The sequence below is a fragment of the Pantoea sp. Seng genome (assembly GCF_009829935.1).
GTDB classification, from domain to species: domain Bacteria; phylum Pseudomonadota; class Gammaproteobacteria; order Enterobacterales; family Enterobacteriaceae; genus Pantoea; species Pantoea communis.
In genome coordinates, this window is record NZ_SZZV01000001.1 from 231,219 (window position 1) to 244,504 (window position 13,286).

Annotated in this window: 15 protein-coding genes; 12 read left to right on the plus strand and 3 right to left on the minus strand. The window is 54.0% G+C overall.

Going from position 1 to position 13,286, the window contains the following annotated elements:
• Positions 1-10 precede the first annotated feature (10 nt).
• The gene (gene murJ, locus FD737_RS01085) at positions 11-1,549 is read left to right on the plus strand and encodes a murein biosynthesis integral membrane protein MurJ (protein ID WP_097119606.1); all 1,539 of its coding nucleotides are present in this window, start codon (positions 11-13) and stop codon (positions 1,547-1,549) included.
• A gap of 31 nt (positions 1,550-1,580) precedes the next feature.
• Here the strand turns inward: murJ and flgN are convergent, their stop codons facing one another.
• From flgN to flgA, 3 genes are all read right to left on the minus strand, one after another.
• The gene (flgN, locus tag FD737_RS01090; protein WP_160832487.1) at positions 1,581-2,012 is read right to left on the minus strand and encodes a flagellar export chaperone FlgN; all 432 of its coding nucleotides are present in this window, start codon (positions 2,010-2,012) and stop codon (positions 1,581-1,583) included.
• A 5-nt stretch (positions 2,013-2,017) separates the two neighbouring features.
• Positions 2,018-2,326, minus strand: coding sequence for a flagellar biosynthesis anti-sigma factor FlgM (gene flgM, locus FD737_RS01095; RefSeq protein WP_034830662.1), 309 nt, complete (start codon positions 2,324-2,326; stop codon positions 2,018-2,020).
• Between the two features lie 105 nt (positions 2,327-2,431).
• Entirely contained in the window at positions 2,432-3,091 is a 660-nt protein-coding gene (gene flgA, locus FD737_RS01100) for a flagellar basal body P-ring formation chaperone FlgA (protein ID WP_097119607.1), read from the minus strand.
• A gap of 153 nt (positions 3,092-3,244) precedes the next feature.
• Here flgA and flgB point away from each other — a divergent pair, with 153 nt between their 5' ends.
• The 11 genes from flgB to flgL all read left to right on the plus strand — a co-directional run bounded on the left by flgB (position 3,245) and on the right by flgL (position 13,165).
• Positions 3,245-3,658 (plus strand): flagellar basal body rod protein FlgB, encoded by a 414-nt coding sequence (gene flgB, locus FD737_RS01105; RefSeq protein ID WP_097119608.1) that lies wholly within the window; start codon positions 3,245-3,247, stop codon positions 3,656-3,658.
• Positions 3,659-3,660: 2 nt separating this feature from the next.
• The gene (flgC, locus tag FD737_RS01110) at positions 3,661-4,065 is read left to right on the plus strand and encodes a flagellar basal body rod protein FlgC (protein ID WP_034830669.1); all 405 of its coding nucleotides are present in this window, start codon (positions 3,661-3,663) and stop codon (positions 4,063-4,065) included.
• A 12-nt stretch (positions 4,066-4,077) separates the two neighbouring features.
• A complete protein-coding gene (gene flgD / locus FD737_RS01115) occupies positions 4,078-4,752 on the plus strand; it encodes a flagellar hook assembly protein FlgD (RefSeq protein WP_034830672.1) in 675 nt (224 codons plus the stop codon).
• Positions 4,753-4,776: 24 nt separating this feature from the next.
• Complete coding sequence (flgE, locus tag FD737_RS01120; RefSeq protein ID WP_160832488.1) at positions 4,777-6,009, plus strand: flagellar hook protein FlgE; 1,233 nt, start codon at positions 4,777-4,779, stop codon at positions 6,007-6,009.
• Between the two features lie 20 nt (positions 6,010-6,029).
• Positions 6,030-6,788, plus strand: coding sequence for a flagellar basal body rod protein FlgF (locus tag FD737_RS01125; protein WP_034830676.1), 759 nt, complete (start codon positions 6,030-6,032; stop codon positions 6,786-6,788).
• A gap of 17 nt (positions 6,789-6,805) precedes the next feature.
• Complete coding sequence (flgG, locus tag FD737_RS01130; RefSeq protein WP_034830678.1) at positions 6,806-7,588, plus strand: flagellar basal-body rod protein FlgG; 783 nt, start codon at positions 6,806-6,808, stop codon at positions 7,586-7,588.
• Positions 7,589-7,649: 61 nt separating this feature from the next.
• Complete coding sequence (locus FD737_RS01135; RefSeq protein WP_034830679.1) at positions 7,650-8,360, plus strand: flagellar basal body L-ring protein FlgH; 711 nt, start codon at positions 7,650-7,652, stop codon at positions 8,358-8,360.
• Between the two features lie 11 nt (positions 8,361-8,371).
• Positions 8,372-9,478: a flagellar basal body P-ring protein FlgI gene (locus tag FD737_RS01140; protein WP_045813994.1), complete on the plus strand. Its 1,107-nt coding sequence runs from the start codon at positions 8,372-8,374 to the stop codon at positions 9,476-9,478.
• Positions 9,478-10,419, plus strand: coding sequence for a flagellar assembly peptidoglycan hydrolase FlgJ (gene flgJ / locus FD737_RS01145; protein WP_034830681.1), 942 nt, complete (start codon positions 9,478-9,480; stop codon positions 10,417-10,419). The genes FD737_RS01140 and flgJ overlap by 1 nt, the downstream gene beginning before the upstream one ends.
• A gap of 118 nt (positions 10,420-10,537) precedes the next feature.
• Positions 10,538-12,184, plus strand: a complete 1,647-nt coding sequence (flgK, locus tag FD737_RS01150) for a flagellar hook-associated protein FlgK (RefSeq protein WP_097119610.1) — start codon at positions 10,538-10,540, stop codon at positions 12,182-12,184.
• A gap of 18 nt (positions 12,185-12,202) precedes the next feature.
• Positions 12,203-13,165, plus strand: coding sequence for a flagellar hook-associated protein FlgL (flgL, locus tag FD737_RS01155; RefSeq protein WP_097119611.1), 963 nt, complete (start codon positions 12,203-12,205; stop codon positions 13,163-13,165).
• Positions 13,166-13,286: the final 121 nt, after the last annotated feature.

Below are 13,286 nucleotides of genomic sequence, written 5' to 3' on the forward strand. Positions count from 1 at the left end.
GCCACTCAAAATGAATTTGTTGAAATCGCTGGCTGCGGTCAGTTCGATGACCCTTTTTTCCCGCGTGCTGGGCTTTGCCCGTGATGCCATAGTGGCACGCGTTTTCGGTGCCGGTATGGCCACCGATGCCTTCTTCGTGGCCTTTAAACTGCCCAATCTGCTGCGCCGTATCTTTGCGGAAGGCGCCTTTTCTCAGGCGTTTGTGCCCATTCTTGCCGAATACAAAAGCAAGCAGGGAGAAGAGGCCACACGCGTATTTGTGGCCTACGTTTCCGGTTTGCTGACGCTGGTGCTGGCGGTGGTGACGGTGCTCGGCATGATTGCCGCGCCCTGGGTGATTATGGTCACTGCGCCCGGATTTGCTGATACCGCCGATAAATTCGCGCTGACCAGTTCGCTACTACGCGTTACCTTTCCTTATATTCTGCTGATCTCCCTGGCGTCGCTGGCCGGTGCGATACTCAACACCTGGAATCGTTTCTCGGTTCCGGCATTTGCGCCGACGTTATTAAACATCAGCATGATTGGCTTTGCGGTGTTTGCTGCCCCGCATTTCCATCCACCGGTGATGGCGCTGGCATGGGCTGTGGTGGTCGGTGGGGTGTTGCAACTGTTCTACCAACTGCCGCACTTGAAGAAAATCGGCATGCTGGTGTTGCCGCGCCTCAACCTGCGTGACGCCGGCGTATGGCGCGTCATGCGCCAAATGGGACCGGCGATTCTTGGCGTATCGGTGAGCCAAATATCCCTGATCATCAACACCATTTTCGCCTCATTCCTCGTCTCGGGTTCAGTGTCGTGGATGTACTATGCTGACCGTTTGATGGAGTTCCCGTCGGGCGTATTGGGTGTCGCACTGGGCACGATTTTGCTGCCATCGTTAGCGAAGAGTTTCGCCAGCGGCAATCATGATGAGTACTCGCGTCTGATGGATTGGGGCCTGCGCCTCTGCTTCCTGTTGGCCCTGCCGAGCGCTGTTGCCCTCGGCATCCTCTCTGGCCCACTGACCGTGGCGCTGTTCCAGTACGGTAAATTCACCGCGTTCGATGCCGCCATGACGCAGCGTGCGCTGGTGGCGTATTCGGTAGGATTGATGGGGCTGATTGTGGTCAAAGTGCTGGCGCCCGGATTCTATTCGCGTCAGGACATTAAGACCCCGGTGAAGATTGCGATTGTGACGCTGATCATGACGCAGGTGATGAACCTGGCGTTTATCGGCCCGCTCAAACATGCCGGATTGTCGTTGTCGATTGGATTAGCGGCTTGTTTGAATGCCGCGCTGCTGTACTGGCAATTACGTAAACAGGATATCTTCCAGCCGCAGCCGGGTTGGTTTAGCTTCCTGGTGCGTCTGATGATTGCGGTTGTGGTCATGGCAGCAGCGCTGCTGGGCATTCTGCATGTGATGCCGGCCTGGGAAGAAGGGCAGATGTGGTGGCGGTTACTGCGTCTGGCTGCAGTCTGTGCTATTGGCGGTGGTGCTTACTTTGTCATGCTGGGTCTGTTGGGCTTCCGCCCGAGAGATTTTGCCCGCCGCACGCTGGCATAAAAAAATCCCGCCTCGGCGGGATTTTTCTTTATTAACCTTTGCGTCTGAGCGTCGACTGACCTTTGCCTAATCCATCGGGACCGTAAAACGCCTGAGTCTGGTGCGGTTTCAGTACCGAGAGCGCATCATTGGTGAAGCTGATTTGATGCTGCAGCAGAATACCGTTATGAGTGTTGGTATCGCGCAAACGGCGGGTATGCTGCTGAATGCTCTGCCAGCGGCGTTCACGATCGCTGTGACCATCATAGGGCGCCTGAGTACCGAGTGATTTTTCGGTATTTCGGCGCATGTCGTCCAGATAATTCAACGTCGTCAGCAGCGCGCTTTTATCTTCTGATATGCGCTGCAACAGGTTGCCATTAACCTGGCCGGCAGACAGTTGCTGTTGCTCTTCATCCATCACCACAGTGAGTGAAGCCAGCACGTCCTGCATTTTATCTAAGGTGGTCAGCAGATTGTCCATTGGGATTAGTTACCCTCTAAATACGCCTTGGTATCGGCGATCAGCGCGTCGGCGATCTTACCGGTATCCATTTTCAGTTCGCCATTACGAATAGCGGTTTTCAGTTGTTCAACACGTGCAGTGTTGATGTCTTTGCTGCCCGGCTGCATTAACTGCGCCTGAGCCGTGCTCAACTTCACTTCGGCACCGCTTTCGCTGGTGCTGGCGTTGGTTGAAGCAGTCACGTTTTGGCGCACCTTGCCGTTGTTATCGTTGGTGTCGCGGGATTGTACAGTGCTCACCGGAATTAAAGGCTGCGTTCTGTCGATGCTCATGGTCGTGCTCCTGTAAGGTCAGCTGAGGGTCAGTCAACTGAGTCAGCATAGGGTAATGTCTGTGTTGATATCTCTATCGGCAGAACAACAAGGTTCTTTAACGCTTTATAGCGATATCAGAATATTCCCATCCGCGTCGACGCGCCCACTGACAACCTGACCATTTCCCATGCGCACGCGCACCATTTGTGCCGCGCTGGCGTTGTTCAGCGCACGTCCTTCGCTACTGGCATTAAACCCGTTTCCGCTGGCTACCACCATCACATTTTGTCCTGCTTTGACCCGCCAGGGCTGACGCAGCATCATTGCGGTCACCGGCTGTCCAGGCGGGATATCGCGCAGCGCAATCGCATCGGTCACGCTGTTGTTATCGAACAGGGCTCGCGGAGGCAGTTCATCCAGACGCCCGGTCTCGAGACGGAAATCATTCGGGTCGAGGGTACTGCCACGGGCGACCTGACGGCTGGCAACTAAATACTGACCGGTCACCTGTACCTGAACTTGCAGGAAACGACGATTCTGATCGCAACTGGCGGCAATGCTGAGATTACCCCACTGGCGGCTGTTGCCCGGCAGTTGTAACGCCGGTGCCTCGCAGGTCGGCCACTGCTCTTTGGGTGTGCGCACCACCACGGTCATCCCCGCGGCATGTTGCGGATCGCGCGCTTTAAAAAACTGCGTTAACTGTGCGGTCAGGTCCGCCGCATGGCCGGGCAGCGCGAAGGCCAACAACAACGTGGCCAGCAAAGATAAAGAACTGCGCATAAACGCCTCCTGTCGAGAAGATGGCCTGAGTCTACTCTTCGCGCGAAAAATTCAATGTCAAAAATAGCCGTGATTTTTGCTGCTATTCAGACGATCGCCCTTGCATTTGTCCACTTAAGCTGTCAGCTCGAAATTCTCATTCGCGGAGGAAGCATGCTCGACAAACTCGATGCCGCGCTGCGATTTGGTACAGAAGCGTTAAATCTGCGTGCTCAGCGCCAGGAAATCCTGGCGTCCAATATTGCCAACGCCGATACCCCGGGCTACCAGGCGCGGGATATCGACTTTGCCAGCCAGCTGAGCAAGGTGATGGAAAATGGTCGCGCGGAGGGGAGCAGCATGGCGCTGAAAGTCACCTCTTCACGCCACATCGCTGCTGAAACCAACTCTCAGCCATCCATGGGCCTGATGTACCGCATTCCCGATCAACCTGCCGCGGATGGCAACACCGTGGATATGGATCGTGAACGTACCCAGTTTGCTGATAACAGCCTGAAATACCAAACCGATCTCACCCTCATCAGTAGCCAAATCAAAGGCATGATGAGCGTTCTGCAGGGGCAATAACCATGGCATTGCTGAATATTTTTGATATCGCCGGTTCTGCGATGACCGCGCAATCACAGCGCCTCAACGTCAGTGCCAGTAACCTGGCCAACGCCGACAGCGTCACCGGGCCGGATGGCCAGCCTTATGTGGCAAAACAGGTGATATTCCAGACCGATGCCGCTCCTGGCGCGGCGACCGGTGGCGTCAAAGTCGCGGGCGTGGTGAACGATCCTACCCCGGCCAAATTAGTGTATGACCCCGGTAATCCGATGGCGGATGAGAAGGGTTACGTCAAGATGCCAAACGTCGATGTCGTATCAGAAACCGTCAACACCATGTCAGCGTCCCGCAGTTATCAGGCCAACGTCGAAGTGTTGAACACGGTGAAATCAATGATGATGAAAACCCTGACGATGGGTCAATAACGGAGCACGAACATGAGCGTAGCAGTCGGCGTTAATGCCAATCTTGACCCAACGGTACTGAGTTCGTCCAGTTCAACAGGGACGGGAAACAGTGCTCAGGACTTGCAGAACCAGTTCCTGACCATGCTGGTGACGCAGTTGCAGAACCAGGATCCCACCAACCCAATGGACAACAGCCAGCTCACCACTCAGCTGGCGCAGATTAACACCCTGAGCGGCATTGAGAAGCTGAATACCACATTGGGTTCTATCTCTGGTCAGCTCACCACCAGCCAGTCACTGCAGAGTACGACGCTGATTGGGCATGGTGTGATGATTGATGGCAGCCAGATCCTGGTGGGCAGTGGTACCACGACACCTTTCGGTGTGGAGTTGAGTACAGCCTCTACCGCCACCACCGCGACCATCAAAGATTCGAACGGCACTGTGGTTCGCACTGTCGATTTGGGCGCATTGACGTCCGGCGTTCACGCCTTCTCTTGGGACGGCAAAGATGCGAATGGCACGACAGTGGCTGATGGTAAATATTCTGTATCAATTGCCGCCAGTAATGGCAGCACACAATTGGTGGCACAACCGCTTAATTACGCTTACGTGAATGGCGTGAGTACGGTGGATAACACCTCAAAACTGGACCTCGGCACCATGGGCTCCGCCACTCTTGATGAAGTTCGTCAGATTCTCTAATTCAATTTTAGCAGGAGACACGTTATGTCTTTTTCTCAAGCTGTCAGTGGTATGAATGCGGCCTCCAGTAACCTGGATGTCATTGGTAACAACATCGCCAACTCCGCGACCGCGGGTTTCAAATCCAGCACCATTTCGTTCGCGGATATGTTTGCTGGTTCAAATATCGGTATGGGTACCAAGGTCGCTGCGGTTATTCAGAACTTCAACGACGGTACCACGACCTCAACCAGCCGTGGTCTGGACGTGGCACTGAGCGGTAACGGTTTCTTCCGAATGACCGATGCCGCGGGTAGCGTGTACTACTCTCGTAACGGTCAGTTCACGCTGGATGCCAACCGTAACCTGGTGAACACTCAGGGCATGAGCGTGACCGGCTATCCGGCAACCGGTACCCCGCCGACCATTCAGACGGGTGCAAACCCGGTGGCATTGAGCGTACCGACGACGCAGATGTCGGCGCGCGCGACCACGACCGCCGGTTTGGTGTCTAACCTGAACTCCACAGATAGCGTGCCAACAGTGGCAACCTTCAGCTCGTCAGACGTCGATAGCTACAACGCCAAAAGCACCGTCACTGTGTATGACTCACAGGGTAACGATCATGCTCTCGACCTCTATTATGTGAAAACCAGTGATAACAACTGGGATGTGCACGCGATTGATTCCACGACTGGAGCGTCGGCAGGTGATTTCTCCATGACCTTTGACTCCAACGGTAAGCTGCAATCTATCACAAGCGGCGGGACAACCACCGCAGGCGCAACCACTGTTGGCTTGACTATTCAGGGAGCTAATGGTGCTGCGGCTAATCAGGCCATCACGTTGAGCGTACTTGGAAGCCAGCAACAAAACACCGGCACCACGTCATTCGGAAACCCAACGCAGGATGGTTATGCGCCGGGCGACCTGACCAGCTACGCCATCAACGATGACGGCACCATTACCGGTACCTATTCGAACCAGAAAACTCAGCTGCTGGGTCAAATCGTTCTGGCCAGCTTCTCTAACCCGGAAGGCCTGCAGTCAGAAGGCGATAACGTCTGGTCTGCGACCAACTCTTCGGGTCAGGCAGCTATCGGTTTGGCTAACACCGGCACTTACGGTTCACTGACTTCAGGTGCACTGGAAGCCTCCAACGTCGATCTGAGTAAAGAGCTGGTCAACATGATCGTTGCACAACGTAACTATCAGGCGAACAGCCAGACGATTAAAACGCAGGATCAGATCCTCAACACCCTGATCAACTTACGTTAATTCGCTAACGGGATTGCATTATGGATCACGCAATATATACCGCGATGGGCGCCGCCAGTCAGACGATGGAACAACAATCGGTGACCGCCAGCAACCTCGCCAACGCCTCAACGCCGGGCTTCCGCGCCCAGCTCAACGCGTTGCGCGCGGTGCCGGTCAACGGCTGGTCGCTGCCGACGCGCACCTTAGTGGCTGCCTCAACGCCGGGTGCCGATATGACGCCAGGCGCCATGGACAACACCGGACGCCCGCTCGATGTGGCGGTACAGCAAGATGGCTGGCTGGCGGTGCGTACCGCTGACGGTTCTGAAGCCTATACCCGCAACGGCAACATGCAGATCAGCTCGACCGGTATTTTGACCATTCAGGGCAATCCCGTGATGGGCGATGGCGGTCCAATCGCCATTCCACAAGGCTCCGAGCTGACTATCGCGGCTGACGGTACCATCACCTCGCGTAATGCGGGTGATGCGCCAAACGCCACGGTACAGATTGGCAAGCTGAAGCTGGTTAAGGCCACGGGCAAAGAGTTACAGCGCGGTGACGACGGTATGTTCCGTCCAACCCAGGCGACGCAGGCGACACGCGGTGCGGCTTTAGCCCCTGATGCAACGGTCGCGGTCATGCCAGGCGTGCTGGAAGGCAGCAATGTTAAGCCAGTGGAAACCATGGTCGACATGATCGCCAACGCCCGACGTTTCGAGATGCAGATGAAAGTCATTACTAACGTCGATGAAAACGAACAAAAAGCCAATCAACTGCTCAACATGAGCAGCTAAGGCGTAAGGAAAACAACATGATTCGTTCTTTATGGATCGCTAAAACCGGCCTTGACGCCCAGCAAACCAATATGGACGTCATTTCGAACAACCTTGCGAACGTTTCAACCAACGGGTTTAAACGTTCGCGTGCCGTGTTCGAAGATCTGATGTATCAGACGCTGCGTCAGCCGGGCACGCAGTCATCGGAACAGACCACATTGCCTTCAGGCTTGCAGATTGGTACCGGTGTGCGCCCAGTGACCACCGAGCGTCTGCATACCCAGGGCAACCTGTCGCAGACCAGCAACTCAAAAGACGTGGCGATCAACGGTCAGGGTTATTTCGAAGTGCAGATGCCAGACGGTACCTCTTCATATACGCGTGACGGTTCATTCCAGGTAGATCAGAACGGTCAGCTGGTGACCAACGCCGGCTATCCGGTTCAGCCTGGGATCACTATTCCGGCGAACGCCACCAGCATCACCATCTCGCGTGACGGTGTGGTGAGCGTGACGCAGCAGGGGCAGACCAACCCAGCGCAGGTGGGACAGTTGACGCTGAGCACCTTTATGAACGATGCGGGCCTCGATAGTCTGGGTGAAAACCTCTATCAGGAAACGCAGGCATCCGGTGCGGCGACGCAGAGTACGCCAGGGCAGAACGGCGCTGGTTTGCTGTATCAGGGTTATGTTGAAACCTCTAACGTCAACGTGGCGGAAGAGTTGGTCACCATGATTCAGACGCAGCGTGCTTATGAAATCAACAGCAAAGCGATCACCACCTCTGATCAGATGCTGCAGAAATTAACCCAGGTTTAATCTGGGGCCGTTGGGCCAGCCTGGCTGGCCCGATTAAGAACATGAATAAGGTCAGAACTCCGTGGCGAAGCAAGTGATTCTCAAGCCTGGGCATTGGTTAGTAGCCACGCTGCTACTGACATTAAACGGTTGTGCGTTAGTCCCGCGTACGCCTCTGGTGCAGGGTGCCACAACGGCAGAACCCACGCCTTCCGCACCGCCAGTGGTAAACGGTTCCATTTTCCAGGGCGTTGCGCCACTGAACTATGGCTATCAGCCGCTGTTCGAAGACCGCCGTCCACGTAACATTGGCGATACTCTGACGATTACGCTGCAAGAAAATGTCAGCGCCAGCAAAAGTTCTTCAGCCAATGCGAGCCGCGATGGCAGCAACAGCTTTGGCGTGAGCACTGTGCCAACCGGCCTGAGCGGTCTGGTCGGCGCCGCCGGTGAGAAAGCCGGACTGGATGCCAATGGCAAAAATGACTTCGCTGGCAAAGGTGGCGCAACGGCCAATAACACCTTTACCGGTACCATCACCGTCACCGTGAATCAGGTGTTGTCGAATGGCAACCTGCGCGTGGTCGGTGAGAAACAGATCGAAATTAACCAGGGAACCGAATTTATTCGCTTCTCCGGTGTGGTTAACCCACGCACCATCAGCGCCAGCAACGCCGTGTTGTCAACGCAGGTGGCCGATGCACGTATTGAGTATGTCGGAAACGGGTATATCAATGAGGCGCAAACCATGGGCTGGTTCCAGCGTTTCTTCCTGAACGTGTCGCCGATGTAATCGAGGTAATGATGAAAATGAACACTCTGCTGCGTCTGAGCCTAAGCCTGCTGCTCGGTGTCAGTCTGATGGCCCAGGCTGACCGCATTCGCGATCTGACATCCGTGCAGGGCGTGCGCGAAAACCAGCTGATCGGCTACGGCCTGGTGGTGGGGCTTGATGGGACAGGTGACCAGACAACACAAACCCCGTTTACCACCCAGACGGTAAGCAACATGCTGTCGCAGCTCGGTATCACCGTGCCCACCGGCACCAATATGCAGCTGAAAAACGTGGCGGCGGTGATGGTCACGGCGAAGCTGCCGTCGTTTGCGCGGCAGGGGCAGAATATTGACGTGGTGGTCTCTTCGCTGGGTAACGCCAAAAGCCTGCGCGGTGGCACGCTGTTAATGACGCCGATGAAAGGGGTCGATAACCAGGTGTATGCGCTGGCGCAGGGAAATATTCTGGTGGGCGGTGCAGGTGCATCTGCAGGCGGCAGCAGTGTGCAGGTTAACCAGCTAAACGGTGGCCGCATTACTAATGGTGCAACGGTAGAGCGCGAGCTGCAAAGTAACTTTGGCAGCCAAAACACCATCAATCTCCAACTGAATACTGAAGATTTCACCATGGCGCAGCGTATTGCCGATGCGATTAATAGCCGTGGCGTGGGTTCAGCGCAGCCACTTGATGCGCGTACCGTGCAGATTCGCGTTTCACCCAACAACAGTTCACAGGTGCGCCTGCTGTCAGAAATCCAGAATATAGACGTTTCCGTGCCGGTTGAAGATGCCAAAGTCATCATCAACTCGCGTACCGGTTCGGTGGTCATGAACCGCGAGGTGACGCTCAATACCTGTGCTGTGGCGCAAGGCAACTTGTCGGTGACAGTGAATCAGCAGCAGAACGTCAGCCAGCCGAACACGCCGTTCGCCGGTGGACAAACCGTGGCGACTACGCAGACGCAGATCGACTTGCGCCAGAGCGGCGGAGCCTTGCAGCGTGTTAACGCCAGCGCCAACCTTAATAACGTGGTCCGTGCACTTAACGCCCTGGGCGCAACGCCGATTGAGCTGATGTCGATTCTGCAGTCGATGCAAAGTGCAGGCTGTCTGCGCGCCAAACTGGAAATCATCTGATGACCGATACGCAATCGCTGATGAGTGCGGCCTATGACAGCCGCTCACTGAACAACCTGAAACGCGAAGCAGCCGCCGACCCGAAAGGGAAGGCGCTGCAGGTGGCAAAACAGGTTGAGGGAATGTTCGTACAGATGATGTTGAAGAGCATGCGTGAAGCGTTGCCGCAGGATGGCATCTTCAGCAGCGACTCAACGAAGATGTACACCTCAATGTACGATCAGCAGATTGCGCAGGAAATCGGTAAACGCGGGCTGGGTATGGCGGATTTGATCGTCAAACAGATGCAGCCCGCGCAAGAGCCTGATGAAACCGCTGGCACGGTACCGATGAAGCTGGATAACAGCTTCATTTATAGCAATCTGCCTTCCAACCAACTGGAGCAGATGGTACGCAAAGCGGTGCCGCGTCTGCCGGTCTCGCCGTCCAGTTTCCCAGCGGATAGCAACGACTTTATTGCCCAGTTATCCCAACCCGCGCAGGCCGCGAGTCAGCAGAGTGGTATTCCTCATCACTTGATCCTTGCCCAGGCGGCGCTGGAATCGGGCTGGGGTCAGCGCCAGATCCTGACGCGTGACGGCAAGCCGAGCTACAACGTGTTTGGCATCAAGGCCGGTGGTGACTGGAAGGGCGCAACCACCGACATCATGACCACCGAATATGAAGGTGGCGTGGCGAAGAAAGTGCGTGCCACCTTCCGTGTGTATGGTTCCTATATGGAAGCACTCAGCGACTACGTCAAACTGCTGTCCAATAACCCGCGCTATGCCGCCGTTGCCAATGCCGCAACGCCGGAGCAGGGCGCACGAGCCCTGCAGGCAGCGGGCTACGCCACCGATCCGAAATATGCGCAGAAATTGGTGGGAATGATCCAGCAATTCAAAAACATGGGCGAGAAAGTCGTGAAGGCGTACAGCCAGGATATCACCGATTTGTTCTGATTTTTTACCTCAAGTTTCACTTAAGCACGCCGATAACCATCATAAGCTGCGGGCGTTTTAGCCCGCCCAATCGCACTGATGACTGCCAGCCCGGTTAACGGGAAATAAAGGAACCGAGATGTCCAGCATAATTAACTCAGCGATGAGTGGGCTGAGCGCCGCACAGGCCGCATTAAGCACCACCAGTAATAACATCAGCAACTACACGGTAGCGGGTTACTCACGTCAGACAGCTATTTTGGCTCAGGCAAACAGCACTCTGCAGGGAAACAGTTACTATGGTAATGGTGTGACGCTTTCCGGTGTACAGCGTGAATATGATGATTTCATTACCGCTCAGTTGCGGAGTTCAAGTGCTAACTATAGCGCGGTGAATACTCAATATAACCAGATTTCTAACATCGATGACTTGCTGTCAACGTCGACGACTAGCTTGTCCACGTCGATTCAAAGCTTTTTCACCAACGTCTCGAACGTGGTCAGTAACGCTAACGATCCCTCAGCGCGTCAGTCAATGCTGAGCTATGCACAGGGCTTAGTGAATCAGTTCCAGACGACTGCACAGTACCTGACCAATATGCAAAACAGTGTCAACACTGATATCACGTCAAGCGTTGACCAAATAAACACATATACCAGTCAGATCGCGGACCTTAACACACAGATTGCCAAACTCACCACTGGTGGTGGTGCTGCGCCTAATAACTTGCTGGATCAGCGTGATCAGTTAGTTAACAACCTTAATGATATTGTCGGTGTGACGGTTTCACAGCAGGATGGTAGTTATATAGTCGCAATGGGCAGCACCACGCTGGTTAACGGCAGAAATGCTACGAGTTTGGTGGCAATGCCTTCAAGTGCTGATAGCTCGCGTCTGACCGTAGGCTATGTCGATAAACAGGCTGGTAATGTAGAGATTCCAGAGAAAACCCTCACCACAGGTTCGTTAGGCGGATTACTCAGCTTCCGTTCTCAGGATCTGGATGCTGCACAAAACCAGCTAGGCCAGCTAGCAGCTGCTTTTAGTACCAGTTTCAACACGGTGCATAAACAAGGTTATGACACTAATGGTGATGCGGGCACTGACTTCTTCACTATCGGCTCGCCAACCGTCACCAGTAATAGTAAAAACACCTCCACTGCCAGTATTTCCGCGGCATGGACAGATTCCAGCGCCCTTAAAGCCTCAAATTATACAGTGACTTTCGACGGCACCGATTGGTCAGTCACGCGTCTTTCTGACAATGTCAAAGTCACACCAACCCAGGATACGGATGGCAGTGGCAATACGACGCTCAGCTTCGATGGCGTTGAATTGACCGTGAGTGGTAGCGCTAATGCCAAAGATAGTTTCCTGATAAAACCGGTACAAAACGTCATCAGTGGGATGTCGGTAGCGATAACAGATGAGTCGCAGATAGCCGCAGCTGCAAGCGCGAATAGTGGTGAAAGTGATAACACGAATGCACAGAAACTACTGGATTTGCAGGATGCCAAACTGATCAATGGCAACGCGACTATTGCACAGGCTTACGCCAGTATTGTGAGTTCTGTGGGAAACAAAACAAGTACCCTGGAGACGGCAAGCACAACACAGCAAAATGTCGTGACGCAATTGAGCGACCGTCAACAATCAGTTTCGGGTGTAAACCTGGATGAAGAATACGCTAATCTGACGAAATATCAGCAATTTTACATGGCCAATGCACAGGTACTGCAAACCGCTAGTACCATCTTTAACGCGCTGCTCGGTATTCGCGGCTAAGCATAGAGGATAACAATTATGCGTCTTAGTACCACGATGATTTTTAACCAGCAGGTGCGAGGTATCACTGAATCGCAATCTTCATGGTTAAAAGTGGGAGCTCAACTCTCGAGCGGTCGTCGAGTCACCAATCCGTCAGACGATCCCATCGCGGCATCACGTGCCGTAGTATTAGCCCAATCACAAGCTAAAAGTAGTCAGTACGCTACCGCGCGCAGTTTTGCTAACCAAAGTTTGTCGATGGAGGAGAATGTGCTGTCGAGCGTCACAACGAGTGTCACCAAAGCGCAGGAAATTATCGTTGCATCCTCCACGGGGACGCTTAGCGATGATGACCGTTTGGCGTACGCTACTCAGCTGCAGGGCATACGCGATGACATTCTTAGCCAGGCAAACAGTAAAGATGGAAATGGTCGTTATATTTTTGCCGGATATAAAACGGATTCCGCGCCTTTTACCGATACAAGCGGTACCGTCAGTTACGTAGGAGGCACTGACCCGATCACGCAAAAGGTTGATGAAAGCCGCAGCATCACTGTCGGCGATACCGGTATTACAGCATTTATGTCGATAAGCAGTAATGCGACACCTGAACCTGATGGAACCCCTAGTGAAACTAACCTGTTCACTATGCTCGATTCAGCCATTGCCGCACTAAAGGTACCACAGCAGGACGCTGATGATGCCACCAAACAAGATTTTGCCGATACCATGAACAAAACGAACCGTGGTCTGAACAATTCACTGAATAACGTGCTTACGGTGCGTTCAAAGGTGGGTACTCAGATGGCTGAGCTCGACTCGCTGGACACTCAGGGGGATGACCGCGATTTGATCATGAGCTCCCAGATGACTGATTTGGTCGATGTTGATTACACCTCAGCAATTTCAAGTTACACCATGAAACAAGCTGCTCTGCAAGCGTCTTACAAGACATTTACTGATATGTCGCAGATGTCACTGTTCCAGCTGAATTCATAAGATCTGACTTGAAAATTTGAGCGTGCTTAAACCGGGCGCGCTTAGTTTCTCCCACCGCCTTTAGGGGCCGTGGGATTTTTTTTGCCTGTCATTTCGTCGCACCGTTCATCGCGGCACCTGC